19 protein-coding genes and 1 riboswitch are annotated in these 19,192 nt (G+C 40.1%); of the genes, 4 read left to right on the top strand and 15 right to left on the bottom strand.

Annotation, left to right across the window (positions count from 1 at the left end):
• Positions 1-171: 171 nt before the first annotated feature.
• The 5 genes from accA to dnaE form a co-directional block, all read right to left on the bottom strand.
• Positions 172-1,161, bottom strand: a complete 990-nt coding sequence (gene accA / locus MLE14_RS17070) for an acetyl-CoA carboxylase carboxyl transferase subunit alpha (RefSeq protein WP_243299624.1) — start codon at positions 1,159-1,161, stop codon at positions 172-174.
• The gene (accD, locus tag MLE14_RS17065) at positions 1,146-2,024 is read right to left on the bottom strand and encodes an acetyl-CoA carboxylase, carboxyltransferase subunit beta (protein ID WP_243299623.1); all 879 of its coding nucleotides are present in this window, start codon (positions 2,022-2,024) and stop codon (positions 1,146-1,148) included. Before accD ends, accA begins: the two co-directional genes overlap by 16 nt.
• 117 nt (positions 2,025-2,141) lie before the next feature.
• Positions 2,142-2,756, bottom strand: coding sequence for a FadR/GntR family transcriptional regulator (locus MLE14_RS17060; protein WP_243299622.1), 615 nt, complete (start codon positions 2,754-2,756; stop codon positions 2,142-2,144).
• Positions 2,753-3,991 carry an NAD(P)-dependent malic enzyme gene (locus MLE14_RS17055; RefSeq protein WP_243299621.1) on the bottom strand — a complete coding sequence of 413 codons (1,239 nt, stop codon included), beginning with the start codon at positions 3,989-3,991 and terminating at the stop codon, positions 2,753-2,755. Before MLE14_RS17055 ends, MLE14_RS17060 begins: the two co-directional genes overlap by 4 nt.
• A gap of 115 nt (positions 3,992-4,106) precedes the next feature.
• On the bottom strand, positions 4,107-7,460 hold the full coding sequence (dnaE, locus tag MLE14_RS17050; RefSeq protein WP_243299620.1) for a DNA polymerase III subunit alpha: 3,354 nt from the start codon (positions 7,458-7,460) through the stop codon (positions 4,107-4,109).
• A gap of 113 nt (positions 7,461-7,573) precedes the next feature.
• On the opposite strand from dnaE, the gene MLE14_RS17045 reads away from it, so the two are divergent.
• The gene (locus tag MLE14_RS17045; protein ID WP_243299619.1) at positions 7,574-7,912 is read left to right on the top strand and encodes a YtrH family sporulation protein; all 339 of its coding nucleotides are present in this window, start codon (positions 7,574-7,576) and stop codon (positions 7,910-7,912) included.
• Positions 7,909-8,409 (top strand): sporulation membrane protein YtrI, encoded by a 501-nt coding sequence (gene ytrI, locus MLE14_RS17040; RefSeq protein WP_243299618.1) that lies wholly within the window; start codon positions 7,909-7,911, stop codon positions 8,407-8,409. Before MLE14_RS17045 ends, ytrI begins: the two co-directional genes overlap by 4 nt.
• A 50-nt stretch (positions 8,410-8,459) precedes the next feature.
• On the opposite strand, the gene MLE14_RS17035 is transcribed toward ytrI, so the two are convergent.
• On the bottom strand, positions 8,460-9,431 hold the full coding sequence (locus tag MLE14_RS17035; protein ID WP_243299617.1) for a DHH family phosphoesterase: 972 nt from the start codon (positions 9,429-9,431) through the stop codon (positions 8,460-8,462).
• Between the two features lie 131 nt (positions 9,432-9,562).
• Here MLE14_RS17035 and MLE14_RS17030 point away from each other — a divergent pair, with 131 nt between their 5' ends.
• Positions 9,563-9,868: a YtpI family protein gene (locus MLE14_RS17030; protein ID WP_243299616.1), complete on the top strand. Its 306-nt coding sequence runs from the start codon at positions 9,563-9,565 to the stop codon at positions 9,866-9,868.
• A 153-nt stretch (positions 9,869-10,021) separates the two neighbouring features.
• Here the strand turns inward: MLE14_RS17030 and MLE14_RS17025 are convergent, their stop codons facing one another.
• The 3 genes from MLE14_RS17025 to MLE14_RS17015 all read right to left on the bottom strand — a co-directional run bounded on the left by MLE14_RS17025 (position 10,022) and on the right by MLE14_RS17015 (position 12,447).
• Positions 10,022-11,326 (bottom strand): CBS domain-containing protein, encoded by a 1,305-nt coding sequence (locus MLE14_RS17025; RefSeq protein ID WP_243299625.1) that lies wholly within the window; start codon positions 11,324-11,326, stop codon positions 10,022-10,024.
• A 129-nt stretch (positions 11,327-11,455) separates the two neighbouring features.
• Complete coding sequence (locus MLE14_RS17020; protein ID WP_243299615.1) at positions 11,456-11,707, bottom strand: hypothetical protein; 252 nt, start codon at positions 11,705-11,707, stop codon at positions 11,456-11,458.
• 59 nt (positions 11,708-11,766) lie between these two features.
• Positions 11,767-12,447 carry a metal-dependent hydrolase gene (locus MLE14_RS17015; protein ID WP_243299614.1) on the bottom strand — a complete coding sequence of 227 codons (681 nt, stop codon included), beginning with the start codon at positions 12,445-12,447 and terminating at the stop codon, positions 11,767-11,769.
• A 156-nt stretch (positions 12,448-12,603) separates the two neighbouring features.
• On the opposite strand from MLE14_RS17015, the gene MLE14_RS17010 reads away from it, so the two are divergent.
• Positions 12,604-13,698: a M24 family metallopeptidase gene (locus tag MLE14_RS17010; protein ID WP_243299613.1), complete on the top strand. Its 1,095-nt coding sequence runs from the start codon at positions 12,604-12,606 to the stop codon at positions 13,696-13,698.
• Positions 13,699-13,794: 96 nt separating this feature from the next.
• Here MLE14_RS17010 and tenA read toward each other — a convergent pair whose 3' ends face one another.
• The 6 genes from tenA to MLE14_RS16980 form a co-directional block, all read right to left on the bottom strand.
• Positions 13,795-14,481, bottom strand: a complete 687-nt coding sequence (gene tenA, locus MLE14_RS17005; protein ID WP_243299612.1) for a thiaminase II — start codon at positions 14,479-14,481, stop codon at positions 13,795-13,797.
• A gap of 28 nt (positions 14,482-14,509) precedes the next feature.
• Positions 14,510-15,019: an energy coupling factor transporter S component ThiW gene (thiW, locus tag MLE14_RS17000; protein WP_243299611.1), complete on the bottom strand. Its 510-nt coding sequence runs from the start codon at positions 15,017-15,019 to the stop codon at positions 14,510-14,512.
• 115 nt (positions 15,020-15,134) lie between these two features.
• Positions 15,135-15,251, bottom strand: a riboswitch (TPP riboswitch).
• 175 nt (positions 15,252-15,426) lie between these two features.
• The gene (gene ald / locus MLE14_RS16995; RefSeq protein WP_243299610.1) at positions 15,427-16,539 is read right to left on the bottom strand and encodes an alanine dehydrogenase; all 1,113 of its coding nucleotides are present in this window, start codon (positions 16,537-16,539) and stop codon (positions 15,427-15,429) included.
• Positions 16,540-16,700: 161 nt separating this feature from the next.
• Positions 16,701-16,868 (bottom strand): hypothetical protein, encoded by a 168-nt coding sequence (locus tag MLE14_RS16990; RefSeq protein ID WP_243299609.1) that lies wholly within the window; start codon positions 16,866-16,868, stop codon positions 16,701-16,703.
• 100 nt (positions 16,869-16,968) lie between these two features.
• On the bottom strand, positions 16,969-17,823 hold the full coding sequence (locus MLE14_RS16985; RefSeq protein ID WP_243299608.1) for an EcsC family protein: 855 nt from the start codon (positions 17,821-17,823) through the stop codon (positions 16,969-16,971).
• A 107-nt stretch (positions 17,824-17,930) separates the two neighbouring features.
• Positions 17,931-19,121: an acetate kinase gene (locus MLE14_RS16980; protein WP_243299607.1), complete on the bottom strand. Its 1,191-nt coding sequence runs from the start codon at positions 19,119-19,121 to the stop codon at positions 17,931-17,933.
• Positions 19,122-19,192 lie beyond the last annotated feature (71 nt).

The following is a 19,192-nucleotide window of genomic DNA, read 5'->3' as shown; positions in this document are numbered from 1 at the left end:
GATTTTGCCTCCGGCTTCCTTCAGATTCCACCTCACGATGGACACCCTTGCCTTTAGCTAACAGTTCCTACTGCCAAGCCTGTAGTGGACTTTCACCACCAAGTTATAGCCCATGCCGGGCGCACCAAAAAGAGAGGTCTGGTTGCCCAGACCCTAATTGTAAATAAATGTTTATGCTTTGACAGGGGTTTCCTTTAGGATAGGATTTACCGAATGAAATGCACCCATTTTTTTATATTTTCCGTAACGCTGAGCGACTAACTCCTCAGGCGAATATTTATATAATTCACGAATAGATTCCATTAGCACCTTATCAATTTCTTCTGCCTGTTTCTTAATATCGTGATGGGCACCACCGCGAACTTCTGGAATAATTTGATCAATAATGTCTAATTCCTTTACATCAGGTGCGGTAATTTTCATAGATTCAGCAGCTTTTTTGGCAAGCCCCGCATCTTTCCAAAGGATGGATGCGGCTCCTTCAGGAGAAATAACAGAATACCATGAATTCTCCAGCATATGGATATGATTTCCTACACCTATAGCCAAAGCACCGCCGCTTGCACCTTCTCCAATTACAATACAAATAATAGGTGTCTTAAGACCCGCCATCTCGAATAAATTTCTGGCTATTGCTTCACTTTGGCCACGTTCCTCAGCTGCCTTTCCCGGATAAGCGCCTTTTGTGTCAATGAAACTGATGACCGGGCGATTGAATTTTTCAGCCTGCTTCATCAAGCGCAACGCTTTTCGATATCCTTCCGGATGAGGCATACCAAAATTACGGCGAATATTTTCTTTTGTATCTCTGCCTCTTTGTTCGCCAATAATCGTAACAGGCAGACCATGAAACGTTGCAATTCCGCCTACAATCGCTTCATCATCACCGTAGAGCCTGTCTCCATGACACTCAAAAAAATCTTGAAATAATAAAGAGATATAATCCAAAGCCGTCGGACGTTCTGGATGTCTTGCAATTTGCACACGATCCCAGGGACTTAAACGGCTGTATATATCCTCTTCAAGCTTGAGTAATCGGTTTTCAAGCTTGGTAATTTCATCTGACAAGTCCACATCCGATTTTTCTGTAAAAGACTTGAGCTCTTTAATTTTATTTTTCAGTTCTTTAATCGGACGCTCAAATTCTAGTTCTCCAACCATTCAAGCTCCCTCCTTCCGCAATGTATATCTAGAACTTGGGTAAGCTTTTCTTTCATTTCGTGTCTCGGAATAACAGCATCCAACTGCCCGTGTTTTAAGAGAAACTCTGCAGTTTGAAAGTCTTCAGGAAGCTCTTCACGGATTGTTTGTTCTATAATCCTTCGGCCAGCAAAACCAATTAATGCACCCGGTTCTGCAAAATTATAGTCTCCCAATGAAGCAAAGCTAGCCGAAACACCGCCCGTAGTGGGATGAGTCATAACCGAAATAAAGAGCCCTCCATCTTCACTAAATGCTTTTAATGCTGCACTTGTTTTTGCCATTTGCATTAAACTTAAAATTCCTTCTTGCATCCTCGCTCCGCCAGAAGCAGTAAAAATGATAAAAGGAATCTTTTCAGCTCTTGCTCTTTCAATGGCACGGGTGATCTTTTCACCCACTACCGAGCCCATGCTTCCCATACGGAAACGAGAATCCATAATAGCTAAGGAAATAGGATAGCTGGATATAGTTCCTGTTCCTGTTAATACCGCTTCATTAAGGTTGGTCTTGTCTTGATCCTTCTCCAATTTTTCGATATAGCCAGGAAACCCAAGAGGATTTTCTGAGACTAAATCCCGATCATACTCAGTAAAACTATTTTCATCAAGCAGACTCTCAACCCTTTCGAATGCATTCATCGGAAAGTGATAGCCACATTGAATACAGACCTTTTCATTCTTATCAAGTTCTTTTGTAAACATAATTTTTTTACAAGAGGGGCATTTCGTCATAATACCCTCAGGAACGTCATGCTTAGCCGCTTCCGAGGGGATTGTTGCATATTTCCTCTTTTTTTGTTTTGTAAAAATATCTTTTAGCAAGGTGTAACCTCCTTGTTTTAAAGACGACAATACCTTCTCATAATTAGAGCTCGTCCAAATCTCTTATACTTGACTGTACTAAATTAGCTCCAAAAATGTTGGCTTATTTTGTCACCTTTATTTCGACAAATTACGCAATTGATCAAAAGCAGTTAAAGCGGCTTCCTGATCCGATTGGATTATTGCTTGAACGAAGGAATGTATTTGATTTTGATCGATATCATCCTGATGAAAAGATGAAACGTATTCTGATAATATCTTCCATATCTTTTTTAACAGACGATTATCAGTGCCTTCTACAATTTTTACCATAATTTCATTGAAACTTACATTTTCACTTTCTAGCATATGGGAAAGCAGATGTTCCCGCCCTTTCAAAAAGAGAAGCTCAATACAGCTCTTTTCAATCAAAATTTTAGATTCTAATGCATCTTTCCGGACCTTTTGCCCTTGTAAGATAAAAGTTCCTAAGAGCTCTACCAGCCGGTGTTCATGGAAATCTTTAATAAACGTTCCTTCACCCCTGCGAGTTTCGATTAACCCTAATAGTTCTAATGCGCGCAGGGCTTCTCTTACGCTGGAGCGCCCATATCCCAATCGTTCAGAAAGCTCCCGTTCTGAAGGAATGCGGTCTCCAGAGCCAAGGCCATCGTTCGCAATCATATCCCGGAGGCGTTCAACAATTTCAATATATACCTTTGTAGCTGCTTGATTCGTCACAGGCTCGCTCACTCACTTTTCCCAATTAACGAAAGCTGCTCTGTACGAATACGAACTTCTTCCGGGTCCACCTTAATTCGGGCAACTCCTGTTTCCATAGCAGCTTTTGCAACTGCCTGGGCAACTGCTGGTGCGACTCTTTTATCAAATGGAGCAGGAATAACATAATCAGCATTTAGTTCATCTTCGGCAATCAAGTCTGCAATCGCGTGAACAGCAGCAATCTTCATCTCTTCATTAATATGAGTTGCTCTAACATCAAGAGCACCTCTAAAGATTCCAGGGAATGCCAGAACATTGTTCACCTGGTTAGGAAAATCAGAGCGGCCTGTTCCAATAACAGTAGCCCCCGCCAGCTTTGCTTCTTCTGGCATTATCTCTGGGACCGGATTAGCCATTGCAAAAATAATGGGATTTTCATTCATCGTCTCAACCATTTCTCTCGTTAAGGCACCTGCAACAGACACTCCGATAAAAACATCTGCCCCTTTTATTGCATCTTTCAAGGTTCCTTCTTCTCTATTTCGATTCGTGAATTTTGCTACCTCAGCTTTAATGTCATTCATACCAAATGAACGGTTTTCATATATGGCACCTTTTGAATCACACATAATAATATCCCGGACACCAAAATGATAAAGGAGTTTTATGATTGCAATTCCGGCGGCACCTGCTCCATTAGCCACTACTTTAATTTCTGACATTTTTTTATTTACCAGCTTAAGCGCATTGACTAAACCTGCTGCTGTGACAATAGCTGTCCCATGCTGGTCATCATGGAAAATCGGAATATTCGTTTCCTTTTTTAATCTTTCCTCAATTTCAAAACAATTTGGAGCTGCAATATCTTCTAGATTCACTCCTCCAAAGGTAGGTTCCAATAATTTCACAGTCTCGACAATCTTATCTACATCTGTGGTATTCAGACAGATTGGAAAAGCATCAACACCTGCAAAGCTTTTAAACAAAACAGCCTTACCTTCCATAACAGGCAGTGCAGCCTCTGGACCAATATTGCCCAACCCCAATACAGCTGTCCCGTCGGAAACAACAGCAACCATATTTCCTTTCATGGTGTAATCGTAAACCGTTTCAGGCTTGTCATAAATAACTTTACATGGCTCTGCAACACCAGGGGAATAAGCAAGACTTAGATCCTTGGCATTTCGGACGGGAACTTTTGACTTTGATTCTAACTTTCCTTTATGAATACGATGCATATGTAAAGCTTCTTCTCTTAATGTCAACGGTTTTCCACTCCTTCGAATTTAGAAGCTGCCTGTCAAAAAAGATAGCATTAAGACAGTGGTCTGACCACGTGATATTTAAAACAATAAACGATTCTAAACATCTTGTAAAGATTCAACTTTTTAGAATCACCTGTTCTTGTCCAACTAAATCCTTGATTTCCTGCAGGGCTTTTGAATTTGGTGATATCCAATAATCCCGTTTTAAACGAATCGTTTTTTTAGGATTTGAATAGATCAAAATGACAGGTACACTTCCTTTATGCTTTAGTAAAATTGTTTTCAATTCCCATAATTGCTCTTTATCTAATACATGAATAAAGAGGGTGGGAAGCCTGTTTTGAATGGTTTCCCATTCTTCTTTCTTATATAATTCATTCAATATCAATTGCTTCTTTCCTGCTCTTTGGTCAACATTTCCAATGGCTAATAAGATATTCCCTTCTTTCACATGTCCCGAATACTTTTTATAGGTATTCGGAAATAAGACGGCATCCATTTCTCCAGATTCATCACTTACTGTTAAAAATGCCATAACTTCGCCTTTTTTTGTCCGAATGACACGTACACCTGCGATAAATACACCTATTCTCACCTGATGTTCTCCATTTTTCAGTGTGCTTAAAGGCTTAATTCCTAATTTAGTAAGCTCTGCCTGATATGGCGTAACAGGATGGTGTGAAAGAAATAAACCCAGTACTCGTTTTTCATTTTCTAAAATGGCTTCTGCCGGCATTTCTTCCATCACTTGATAATTCGGTTTCAATAATTCTGCCTCTTCATAAAATAAATCCATTTCATCCTCATTTGGTTTTACAAGAGTTACATACTCGTTAGCAGAATCAATCGATGCCAAAAGAGTTGCCCTTGTTTGCTTAAATTCATCGAATGCGCCCGCATAAATCAGACTCTCAACTGTCTTGCGGTTAACTGCCTTTGGTGATACGTATAAGAGGAAGTCGAAGAAATCTTGAATATTTTTTCTTTTTCGGACCTGAAAAATTTCACGTACGGCGGCAACCCCGACACCTTTTATTGCCGAAAGCGGAAATCGCAGACCTTCTTTTTCAACCAGGTAGGTATATCCGCTTTTGTGAAGAGATGGCGGATAAACAGAAAAACCCATCTCTTTTAACTCCGTTACATATTGCTTTGTCTTATCCTCATTTCCGATCACAGAGGTTAATAAAGCAGCCATGAAAGCTAACGGATAATGTGTTTTCAGATAACTAAGCTGATAAGCAATTAAACTATAGGCAACCGCATGGCTTTTATTAAATCCATAATTGGCAAACCGAACAATGAAATCATACACTTGATTAGCTGTTTGTGTATCATATCCCTTTTGCGTTGCACCTTTTACAAAATGTTCCCTTTCCTGATCAAGTACTTCTTTCTTTTTCTTGCCGACCGCCCGTCTTAATAAATCGGCTTCCCCCAGTGAAAAACCTGCCATTTTGGAAGCAACCTGCATGATTTGTTCTTGATAAACTAGGACACCATAGGTTGGCTGCAAAATTTCTGCTACATCCCTATGCCAATATTCAATCGGCTCTTTGCCATGCTTTCGCGCTATAAATGTAGGGATGTTTTCCATTGGCCCTGGCCGGTACAAAGCATTTACAGCAACGATATCTTCAAAACTAGTAGGCTTTAAGCGCTGAAGAACACTTCTCATCCCATCGCTCTCTAACTGGAATATGCCTGACGTTTTCCCGTCGGCCAAGAGCTGAAAGGTCTTCTGATCATTTGGAGGAATTTCCTTTAAACTCAATTCTTTCCCCGTCGATTGCTTAATAGAGTCTAAGATCATTTCTAAAATTGTTAAGTTTCTAAGCCCCAGAAAATCCATTTTTAAAAGACCTAATTCTTCTAAAATCTCCATTGGGTACTGAGTGAGATAGGCTTCTTCAACGCTTCCCTGCAAGGGCACTAAATCTGTAAGAGGGAATTCAGACATCACGACACCTGCAGCATGAGTCGATGTATGTCTTGGCAATCCTTCAATTTTCCTTGCAGTTTGAAACAGCCTTTTATGCTGGGGACTTGCTTCGATCCATTGCCGCAAAGGCTCTGATTGCTCGTAAGCCTCCCGTAAAGAAGATGAATTAGAAATCCACCTCGACAATTGTTCCAGCTCACTGCCGGATAATCCAAAAATTCTCGCTACATCCCGTAATGCAGCCTTAGCAGCAAAGGTACCGAATGTAATAATTTGAGCAACATGTGTTTTTCCATATTTTTTTACGACATAATCAATGACCTGATCGCGTTTATGGTCAGGAAAATCAATATCAATATCAGGCATCGAAACCCTTTCAGGATTAAGAAACCGCTCAAACAATAAACCATGTTCAATCGGGTCAACATCAGTAATGAAAAGGACGTAAGATACAAGTGACCCGGCTGCCGATCCTCTTCCCGGACCTGTTAGAATCTTCTGTTCATGAGCATAACGCATAAAATCCCATACAATTAAAAAATAGTCGCTAAAACCCATCTCTTGAATAATTTTCAATTCATACTGCAAGCGTTCGAGGTATCGCTGGTTCTTATCGATTCCTCTTTTTTCCAGTCCTTCAAGACACAATTCACGCAGAAATGCTTCCGATGTCCGCCCTTCTGGAACAGGATACTTCGGCAACCGGGTTTCTGGTTCTTTGAATTCAATCTGGCATAGAGAAGCAATTCGAACCGAACTTTCCAGGAGCATTGGATAGGCATCGAACAGTTCAACCATTTCTTCCTTAGACTTTAATTCGCGCCCCTCTATCCAGGAAAGATCCTGTCCTTGTTCAGATAACTTAACTCCATCTCTAATCGCAGATAAACAGCGGTATACAAATGCATCCTCACGGTTTCCATAATGCACAGGCTGAAGGCCCACACATTCGATTTGGTTTGCCAGACATTCCTCTACGGCATCTGCATGGATTAGCAAATCATCACTTTTGATGCCAACATAAAACGAAGACGGCTCGAAACACCTCATGATTGCTGTTATGGCTTCATAATCAACGTTCTTGCGCATTTCATCACTAGTCTTTATTGGGAGGTCAGCCAAAATTCCGATGAGCTCCTGATTATATGCTCTTAACCATTTCAGCGGTAAACGTTTTGAGGCTTTAGTTTGAATCGCAGATGAAATTTTGACTAAAGATTGATAGCCTGTAAAATTTTTCGCCAATAAAACAACGGTTCTCGTTTCCTGCTGTTCTTGCTCAATATCGGCTGTAAGCCCAATGATTGGTTTGATACCTTGTTTTAAACATTCTTTATAAAAAGGAAAAACTCCATACATCACATCATGATCAGTTAATGCAATGGCTGAAAAGCCTTTCGCTTTAGCTTCTGACACTAAGCTCTCAATCGACAGCGAACTTTGCAGCAAGCTATAAGCACTTTTTACATAGAGATGGACATAAGACATGAGTTCCACTCCTCTTGTTTTACCCCTACTTTTTTCCATTATATCCTTCCTCTCGGACAATTGAAAACATACCAATTCATAATTAGAGGGCTTGCCCCATAAGATGTAGAGAATAGGAATTCACTCATTTCTTTTCAGACAGGAGTGGTTAAATGCTGCAGGAAACTTTCTTTTTTTCTTTATTTAAAGCATTTTTTATTGCCTTTGGGGTCATTGTTGGAGGTTCAATTTTGGGTGGATTTGCAGCATTTATCACAAATAAACCAATGCTTACTGAAACCTATGAACTCTCGGCCAATTTGCGGATTTGGGCGATTATTGCTGCAATCGGAGGAACATTTGATACCGTATATAGTCTAGAAAAAGGATTGATGGACGGGGATACAAAAGTACTATTCAAACAGTTTCTTTTCATTCTTTCTGCCCTTTGGGGTGCACAAGTCGGCTTTTCATTAATTACCTGGCTTACCCAAGGGGAAATGAAAGGATGAGAATCCCCCCATTTTATCGGATTCCTTCGTGGCAGCGGTTTCTCGGCGGAATGGCGTTAGGCGGGGTCATCAGCTGGATGATATTTCTTTATATGTTCGGAACGATCCAAGAAAAGCAAGCATCCATCATTGAAGAGCAAACAAGCAAAATTGAAAATCTAAATAATAGTTTAAAATACTGGCAGGAGGAATACCAAAAAGTAAACGAAGAACTAGGAAAGGAATTAACGGTGGAAGAGATTCAGATAAAGCTGATCCGCAACAGAAAACTTGATCTTTCTCTCCTTCAGGAACAGAAAATCATAAGCTTACTTGAAGAAGACTTAAACGTGTTAAAGGCCAAAAAACTGGGGACTATATACGACAGTAAAGACCTTTTAAAAAAGGCAATCGAAACCAAGGTATTTCAAGTCGATAATAAAAAATACAAGCTTCATTTAGATGAATTATTTTTATATACCACTCTTTATATCGAAGTAACCATTGATCTGGCCTAAGCGGCAAAGTGTCTGTCTCTCAACATGTGCGGGATCAGACCCCATCGTTTTTAATCGGTGATTTGCTCGGTTTTTGCATGGTCTTTACAGGCGTCAAGCAAATCTTGAAGGACCTGATCAGCAGCCTCCCAGCTATATATTGACGCACCAGCTGCTAATGGATGACCGCCGCCGCCGTATTTTTTGGCAATACTATTGATGACTGGACCCTTTGACCGGAAGCGGACTCTAATTTGATCCTCTTCCTCAATAAAAAATACCCAGGCGACAATTCCGGCAATGTTCCCTAACGAACTAACGAGACTGGAAGCTTCAGCTGGAGTTAAGTTATATTTGTCCAGTGTCTCTTTTGTGATTTGGATGGATGCCGTTCCATAATCCAGCAACTCAAATTCCTGCAAGATAAAACCTTGCAGCTTGACAACATTTAATGGAGTTTCATAGAGCTGATTATAAAGATGAGTTCTGGAAAATTCGTAATGAATCAGCTCGCTTGCAAAGGCAAAAGTCTTTTCTGTTGTACTTGGATAGAGAAATCTTCCTGTATCGCCAACAATCCCTGCATAAAGTAATCTGGCTGCTTCATCTGTCATTTTTAAGCCTTGCTCTTTAGCCGTCAAGTAAAATTCATATATCATCTCACTGACAGAACTGGCCGTTGTATCAACCCACATGATATCTCCGTATGGATCCTCATTTGGATGGTGATCAATTTTGATAAGCAAGTCACCAGTTGAATACCGCTGGTCACTTACTCTTTCGGTATTGGCAGTATCGCATACGATTACGAGTGCATGCTGATAAACATCATCATCAATAACGTCCATTCTCCGCAGAAAATGAAGAGTAGGCTCATCATCCCCTACCGTGTATACTTTTTTTTCCGGGAAGCTAGCTTTTATAATCTCGGCTAATCCACCCTGTGATCCATATGCATCCGGGTCAGGACGCACATGGCGATGTATAATAATAGTTTCGTACTTTTTGATGGCTTCTAAAATTTTGTCAATTTTGTCAATCACGGGTACAACCCCCTTTTCATTTTCACAGCTTGTTCACATTATTTACCGATAAAAATTCGCAATTCGTTGCATTCTCATTTCTGACACATGTAAAATAAAAAGTGCAGTTAAGGTTAGGAGGTTAAAGCAAAATGCCTGTATTGGTCATTTTAATTATTTTTTCATTAGCCTTTTATGTTTATTTTAAGGTGAAACAAGTTCGGAGCCAACGTCCGATTGAGAAAAAATGGATATCTGGTAAAAGCAGTATTTGTCTTGGTGCATTTGTTCTTCTTTTTGGGATCAATCAGGTATTCCTCTATCCAAAAGAGACCGTTACCTATGTGATTGCCGCTATCTTTTTAATCGTTGGTTTGTTATCGGTAATCGGTGGTTATAAAATGTATAAATACTACTTGCCGCTAGTAATAAAAGAATCAGAACAACTTCAAAAGTGAAAATGTCTCCTTATAAGAAGCTTCAGAAACAGAAGCTTCTTTTTTAATGGCTGTTTTCGCATACTTTGTTGTGTTTATTGGAGGAAAACATGTCCGTTCCATTTCGCTCCAGACAGCAACAATCTTTCGTGAACACCCTTTTAAATTCTAAAATTAACGGTCAATAAGCTGACACATGAGGAGGGCCTTACCAACTAAAACTCCTTCATTAAAAACTTCAATATCCACTTTTCCAAACTTTCTTCCTGACTCCAAAACCTTTGGAATAATCGTTAACACACTATCTAGCTGGATTGGCTTTAAAAAATAGAGAGTCATGTTTTCGACAACAAGATCCCCTTTTTTGTTATTTTTTAAAACCCTGTTAGCACTCTCTGTTACTATTGATGTAAATACACCATACGACACAGTACCAAGTGAGTTGGTCATTTGCGGTGTAACTTCAAATTGGTAGACTTCCTGGTCTTTCACCACATGAAACCGGCTTCCAATTAAATCTTCAATGGTTTCTCCAACCTGCGGCTGCCTTTGCGTAACCTGAAGGGCTTTTAAAACATCCTGTCTGCTAATGATCCCGACAAGCTTATGGTAATCATCGACGACAGGGAGCATTTCAATACCTTCCCAAATCATTGTATGCGCAACAGAAGCAACACTGGTTTTTAAATTCGCAGTCATCGGGTGCCTGGTCATAATCTTTTCAATGAAGATTGTTGGATCCTTTCCGATGACATCCTTTGCTGTTACAACCCCAACCACTTTTCTTTGGTCGTCTACCACGGGGAATCGGCTGTGAAGGGATGTTTGATTATTGGCATGCCATTCCGACACCCGGTCTTCTACATGCAGATAATACGTTTCATCTAACGGTGTTAAGATATCTTCTACCGTTAGAATCTCCTTTTTGATTAATTGATCATAGATTGCACGATTAATCATGGATGCAACCGTAAAGGTGTCATAACTGGTTGAAATAACCGGAAGTTCTAATTGATCCGCTAATTTTTTAACACTGTCTTCCGTGTCAAACCCGCCTGTTACGAGAACAGCAGCACCTGCTTTTAAAGCCAATTCGTGAGCTTTTACCCTATTTCCGACAATCAGCAAGTTACCGGCTCCTGTATAGCGCATCATCGCTTCAAGTTTCATTGCCCCTATAACAAACTTCGTCAAGGTTTTATGTAATCCTGCTTTTCCGCCTAGAACTTGTCCATCGACAATATTGACCACTTCCGCAAAGGTCAGTCTTTCAATATTCTCTTTTTTCTTTTTTTCAATCCGGATTGTCCCGACCCGCTCAATCGTACTGACAATTCCCTGATTTTCCGCATCCTTGATTGCCCGATAGGCTGTACCTTCACTTACCTTTAAATCTTTTGCAATTTTCCGGACTGAGATTTTCTCCCCCACCGGAAGATCTGTAATATATTGTAAAATTTGCTCATGCTTTGTTAACAACCGCTTCACCCACTATATTTTCCTTTTGCTTATTATAAAATTTACCAGTAGTTCATTCAATTTGTAAACAGAGGGACGGTTCTTCTGTTTCACTGTATAAAAAAAGAAACTCCCCTGGTATGAGGAGTTTTAAGAATACGACCGGAGTGATTTCTTTTTGTTCATTCTGACTGGACGCTGAATCACTTTTCTAGGCTGTGATTCCTGTTTTGGCGTATAAAGCAGCCCGATTAAGCTGCCGGATAAAACCAACAGAGCAAATGCCACCCAACTAATGGCAAAGACCCCTTCCGGCCCGCTTGCATACACATCAAGCCTCGGGATTGCATAATACATCATCACTCCACATATTAAAAGCTGCAGTATGTAGCGGTTCTTCATTTTCCCTCTCCTCCTTCAGTCTTCTATAATTCTATGCGGACAAGGAGTGGGGTAGAAGCTTATAATTCTATAGAATCTCCAGGATTCATGACCAAGCCATTTTTGTCTTTTAACAATTCTACAAACTCATGCGGATCTTGTTTAATAGGCGGGAATGTATTGTAATGAATTGGAACCACCTGTTTAGCCTGCAACAACTCTGCCGCATAAGCCGCATCTTCAGGTCCCATTGTAAAGTTATCTCCAATAGGCAAGAATGCCAAATCAATTGGATGACGCTCTCCGATTAACTTCATATCTGAAAAGAGTCCGGTATCCCCTGCATGATAGATTGTTCTCCCTTCAATCGTTAAAAGAATTCCTGTCGGCATGCCTAAATATATAATCTGCTGATCTTCTGTAATAATGGCAGACCCATGAAAAGCCTGAGTCAGTTTAACTGTTCCAAATTCAAAATCACACTTCCCGCCGATATGCATTGCGTGAGTGTTAAGTCCTTGCCAGCTTAAATAATTGGCAATTTCATTGTTTGCGATGACAAGCGCATTTTTCTTTTTTGCCAGTTCCACAGTATCGCCAATATGATCTCCATGACCATGTGTAAGTAGTATGAAGTCAGGTGCTTCTTCTTCAACTTTTAAATCCGTCAGGCTATTCCCGTTAATAAATGGGTCGATTAAAATCACTTTTTCATTCACACTAACTTTAACGACTGAGTGTCCATGATACGAAACTTTCATGATTTTTTTCTCCCTTCATTGATTTCTCCTTAATTTCTTTCACCAAAGGACCCTAGTATTCCTGCTATTCTCCACTTTTTCCTATACTGCTCTTAAATAATAGCAGATTTACTTAACTTAAAACTACTGATAATCTTTATAGCAGGAGGGAATCAGATGAATAAAAAAAATGAAGCCTTACAAGCTTGGATGAATGAGTCAAACGTAGATGTATCCATTGTAACCTCAAAGTTTAATGTGTTTTACCTGTCGGGCTTTTATAGTGATCCTCATGAACGTTTACTAGCCTATGTTAGCTTGAAAAACCAGCAGCCAATCCTTATATGCCCTGCTATGGAGGTTCATGATGCGAAAAAAGCTGCACCCCACGCTGAAGTCATCGGTTATTTGGATACGGACGATTCAATGGAATTGTTAAGCAATGAAATTAAAAAAAGAACAAGTCAGGTTGCATGTGTGGCACTGGAAAAGGAACATCTTCATGTACTGAGGTATGAGAGTCTTCTAAAGGCATTTCCTGAGACAAAATGGGTTTCTCTTGAAGACAAATTACAAATGCTTCGCATGGTAAAAGATGAGGACGAAATTCAAAAAATCCAAAAAGCCTGTGAACTCGCAGATTTTGCAGTTGACGTCGGTGTAAAATCACTGCGTGAGGGAATCACAGAAATGGAAGTGATTGCCCAAATTGAATATGAGGTAAAGAAAAAAGGCGTTCGTCAAATGTCCTTTACTACAATGGTGTTAACTGGGGCAAATGCTGCTTCTCCTCACGGCACACCTGGAGCAACCAAGGTTCAAAAAGGCGACTTGGTCTTGTTTGACTTGGGCGTTATTTATGAAGGCTACTGCTCTGATATTACAAGAACCGTTGCCTTTGGTGACATCAGTGACGAACAGGCTAAAATTTATGAAACAGTTAAAAATGCAGAAATGAAAGCAATCCAAGCTGCAAAAATTGGAAAAACCTGTGCTGATCTTGATGCAATTGCCCGCAATTACATAAAAGAAGCTGGCTATGGAGACTATTTTACGCATCGGCTTGGTCATGGATTAGGATTAAGTGTTCATGAATACCCATCCTTAACTGGACAAAATCAATTGCCATTAGTAAAAGGAATGTGCTTCACGATTGAACCTGGCATTTACGTGCCAAATGTCGCAGGTGTTCGAATTGAAGATGATATTATCGTGACCGAACACGAACCACTGGTCCTGACTAAATATCCAAAGGAACTGCTAATTGTGTAAAATTTGAAGACAAATGAAGAAATCGGCGAATTCGCGATTTCTTCATTTTGTCTGCTCAGTCTTCGATCGTTATTTCTATATCCAGTAGCTTCCGTCCTATTTCAATACCTGCTTTCCAGCTGGCCATTCCTCACAAGTGTATGCCATTTCCCAGAAACCAAGCTCCAGTTGGCAGCTTTTTCGAAATGCATCTCTCATTCGATCTTTTACTTCTGGTGATGCGGCTTCTGCAAGCTCATCTAATCGGTTCCGCATATTCATTGTCACTGACTCGACCCTTGGATTTGCATAAAAAGAGATCCAAGGATAAAATGGATGGTCCTCTTGAGGTTCATATTGTTTCATAAGTTCCAACCCAATTTCCCAATACGTCCAAGGACATGGAAGGAGCGCAGCCAAAATCTCTCCGAGTCCGCCTGAATAGGCATGATACATCATATGCTTCACATAATGATCAGCCGTCGGAGGAAGCGGAAAGCCCTGCAACGTTTCGTACTCCACTCCAATTTGCTGACAGAAGTTATGATGCGGGTGAATTTCACTGTTGAGTACAAATTCAATTTGCTGATTAAAATAGGCAATATCCTTTCTCTTGGGTGACTTTGAAATCGCAATCCCGTAAATATGCATAAATGCATTTAAATACTCAAAGTCAGCCTTAATATAATGGGCCAGAGCCTCTTTTGGAACATTCCCTTTTCCGATACCCTGTACAAACGGATGCTGGAAAATCAACTGGAAAAGATCATCATTTTCTTTACGGAGCAGTTCACTAAAAGTCATAAAAAAATCCTCCTTATTGTGTTCAGATCTAGAGTTCTCTCTTAAAAAAACCACTGTTCTGCATTACATTACTTTGCTTTACCTTGGCCAATATGAGCGATGCAATAACGGCACCAGTCAAGCTGCTGATAAGAAAAGGCGGGATAAAGAAAAATACACCAGCCACAGTGCCCATCAAAATCTTTGCAATCGGAACAGCTATAAGAGCCCCGATAATTCCTGTACCGACAACTTCTCCTGCAGCAGCCCATATTTTTTTGCCGAATTTTAGATAAAGCACTCCTGCCAGGAACGCACCAATCATTCCGCCTGGAAAAGCAAGGATTGTACCGAAGCCAAGCAAATTTCGGAGCAGCCCAATCATGAATGCAACTGCTGTTGCTGGTAAAGGGCCAAGAATCACTGCTGCTAGCACATTAACTGCATGCTGGACAGGATAAGCTTTGGCTACGCCTGCAGGGAACCAAAGCAAATGGGAACCAAGCGTTCCAATCGCTACAAATAGTGCCATTAACGCCAATAATCGTGTCCTATTCATATAACCTCCTTCCTGAAGGGGGAGACTGATGGCTTATCACGAAGAGACATCGTAATAAAATACAAAAAGCCAGATCCTCAGTAATGGACCTGGCTTAAGGTTAAAGATTATAAACAAAGCTTAAAGCCTGCTTCCCTCCGCTGGTATTACCCAGATCAGGTCCATAAGAGTCGGAAAGCTTTCTCGCGCTTTCCTCTCAGCCCACGCATTCGGGGCCCCCCTAGCAGTATCTTGATATTCAGTTTGATAAGCTATGATAAGCTTATCAAACTATTTGAATGATGTCAGTATATCTTTTGGATTAATTATCATTTTTGTCTGCTCCAGTATTTCTGCCATTTCAGCAAGAAAAGAGGCTCCCCTAAAATAACGAGGGGACAGCCTCTTTGATAAAAGCTCATTGTTACTTAAAACAATTCTTTCGCATCTTTATAATCTAACCCTAGTGAGTCAGCTACGGCCTGATATGTTACATAGCCATTTAAAGTATTAATTCCTTTAAATAGTGCCTGATTATCTAAACATGCACGCTGATATCCTTTGTTCGCAATTTGAATCGCATACGGTACAGTTACATTCGTAAGTGCAATCGTTGAAGTTCTTGGTACGGCTCCGGGAATATTAGCTACTGCATAATGTACGACACCATGTTTTGTATAGGTCGGGTCATCATGTGTTGTAATGCGGTCAGTTGTTTCGAAAATTCCTCCCTGATCGATTGCAACATCTACAATAACGCTTCCCTCTTTCATAGATCTAACCATTTCTTCAGTAACTAGCCTTGGCGCCTTCGCTCCCGGTATTAAAACAGCTCCAATCACCAAGTCAGCTTCTTTAACCGCCTCAGCAATATTGAAAGGATTGGACATTAGAGTCGTAATACTATTTCCAAAAATATCGTCCAGCTCTCTTAATCGATCTGGGTTGATATCTAAGATAGTCACTTGAGCTCCAAGTCCGACAGCGATTTTTGCAGCATTGGTACCGGCAACCCCGCCGCCAATAATGGCTACTTTACCGCGGGATACTCCTGGAACTCCAGCCAGTAAAATCCCTCTGCCTCCGTTGACTTTTTCTAAAAATTGTGCACCGATTTGCGGAGCCATTCGTCCCGCTACTTCACTCATAGGTGTTAATAATGGCAGGGAACGGTTTGGCAGCTGAACTGTTTCATAGGCAATCCCGATTACTTTATTTTCAACTAGCGCCTTCGTTAATTCTGGTTCAGCAGCTAAATGTAAATACGTAAATAAAATAAGCCCTTCTCTAAAATACACGTATTCACTTGGCAGCGGCTCTTTTACTTTCATCACCATATCATAAGACCAGGCCTCTTCGGCTGTGTTCACAATTCTTGCCCCGGCTTGTACATATTCATCATCTAAAAAGCCTGAACCTGCCCCAGCATTGGTCTCTATGAAAACTTCATGTCCATTCTCCACTAAGTGGAATACACCAGCTGGTGTAAGAGCCACCCGATTTTCATTATTTTTTATTTCTCGAGGAACACCAATACGCATGATTCCATACCCTCCTGTATGTTGTGGAAATATTTTCTGTTATTTGATTTCATCATACCACTTTATTTTAGAAAGGAAAATATAGATTGTCCACTATTTATTGAAAGCCCTTACAAAGGCTTTTCCCCTAACAAAATAGAGGCGATCATTCGATCGGCCTCTTAATATTCAAAGTCTTCTGCCTCGTCATGAGGCTGTTCGTTGTACATATTGGATTGCGCCTTGGGATTATCAATCACGCCAGACGCATAGGCTCCCATTATTTGATCTCTTATTTCATTTACTCCTTCTTCATCGTAATAAAACTTTTCGTTCGGATCCTTTTTCAATGTTATATTCCCCTTTCGAAGGACTATAATTGTAATTTGGCCGAACCAGAGCAGAAAAATGAATAGTAAAAAGCAGTATAACAGGTATGTGTTTCCATTCTTATGGCTTTTCTACTTTATTTTTATGCTGGAGTAAATAGCGATACATGTAATAGTGATGAGCAAAACTTGCAACTCTTTTTGAAAGGCTGTATTGAAATTGTACCCCCATAACTACGCTGAGAAGCGGGAACCTTCCATCCTTTTTTGGCTGAAACAGCTGAATAGCAACTAATTTAATCAATTCATCCATTCCGAATTCAATCCATTCCTTCGAGATGATTTGCTCTTCCCCGTCGTAAAAATAGGACGAATTCTTCTCTTTTTGGAGTAAATCATTTTTTAAAGAAAGCCACGCTTCACCCTGATATCGCTTTGGCAATGTGGCTGCATGGAATACTTTTAAGGAGGTCATTAATTCATAGGGTGAAGATAAATCATATCCATAAATATAAGACATAAGCTGTACAACTCTAATATTGTTAATTAAAGTTACAGGAATACTGATTGAAGAAAAAATCGTTCTCCCTGTGCCTACCAGTCCACCCTGAATGATCGAATAGATTCTATGTTTCGATTGTTCTCGATCAGCAATATAATTTAATTGGGAAAGCGGAAGATTCTTGAGATCTTCAAAGTTTTGGATTTCGTCATTGAAAGCTTTTGCTGTTGAAAGGATTCGTTCCTTTGCTTCATTTTGAATCGATGTTTCATGAAAGAGGGCATATATGTGAAAAATCCATTGATCAATTGATTGTGTAATAGGGTCTTTCCAGTAATCAGGAAGAGCTTCAAAAGCTTGGTTTAACCAGCGTTCATAGGTTCTTTCAAAATCATTCCCTTGATATTCAACTAAATTTTTTTCCCATTGTAACACGTTCTCCCATGCCGTTTGATGAAATTTTGAGTGCTCCAAAACAATCCCTCCACTCAACTCTTTAAAAAAAGTATAGCACAGATGAAGAAGGATTATTTGTTCAAAAAATGGGTCAGCCTCTGTTAGACTGACCCTTTCATTCTTTATTATTTTTGGGTTAACCGCACGACATCTCTAGCTATCATAACTTCTTCATTAGTAGGTATAACTAAAACTTTTACAGGTGAATGAGGATAACTGATAGAAGCTTCCTCACCCCGAACTTTATTAAGAGCAGGATCCCAGTATACTCCCATAAATTCTAATCCTTTTAACACTTTTGCGCGAATCACGTCACTATTTTCACCGATCCCTGCAGTAAAAATAATGGCATCTACACCATTCATACGGGCAGCATAGGATCCTAAATATTTATGAATGCGGTTGGCAAATACCTCAAGCGCTAATTCAGCACGCTCATTTCCTTCCTTCGATGCTTCTTCAATATCTCGAAGATCGCTTGAAAAACCTGAAATACCAAGCATCCCGCTTTTTTTATTTAAGATTTCAATTACTTCATCCGCAGTTTTATTTGTTTTTTCCATGATATAAGGAATTAAAGCGGGGTCAATATTTCCTGAACGGGTTCCCATGGCAACTCCAGCTAAAGGTGTAAATCCCATAGATGTATCGACTGATTTTCCGCCTTCAATGGCCGCAATGCTTGCCCCATTCCCTAAATGGCAGGAAATCAGCCGCAATTGTTCAACCGGACGACCTAATAGCTCAGCTGCTCTTTCGGATACATATTTATGGGACGTCCCATGGAACCCATATTTACGGATTCCATAATTTTTGTAGAATTCGTAAGGCAAACTATATAAATAAGAACTTTCGGGCATAGTCTGGTGAAATGCTGTATCAAATACGGCAACAGCAGGGACATTCGGCAACACATGTTTAAATGCCAAAATCCCAGTTAGATTTGCGGGGTTATGCAAGGGAGCCAATTCGGAAAGCTCATCAATTTGCGCAATGACCTTATCCGTTATAATAGCTGAATCATAGAAGATTTCCCCGCCATGAACAACTCGGTGCCCGACTCCATTGATTTCATCTAAACTCTTTATAATTCCTTGGCCAGTCAGCTGCTCTAACAAAAGAGCCACCGCTTCTGAATGGTCTTTTATATCTAGAACTTTTTTCACCTTTTCCCCGTTTACAGTAATGGTAAAGACAGAATCTTTAAGACCGATTCGCTCGATTAAGCCTTTCGTTATCACAATCTCTTCCGGCATTTGGAAGAGCTGAAATTTTAATGATGAACTGCCAGCATTAACAGCCAGTATTTTTGACATAATTAAACGCTCCTACCTATTGTTTTGCTTTTCTTATGGTGTCCAATCAACCTTAAAACTTTCCTTACTCA

The organism is Bacillus litorisediminis (assembly GCF_022808645.1).
Lineage (GTDB): Bacteria > Bacillota > Bacilli > Bacillales > JC228 > Bacillus_BF > Bacillus_BF litorisediminis.
This window is presented reverse-complemented; position numbering and strand designations above follow the sequence as displayed.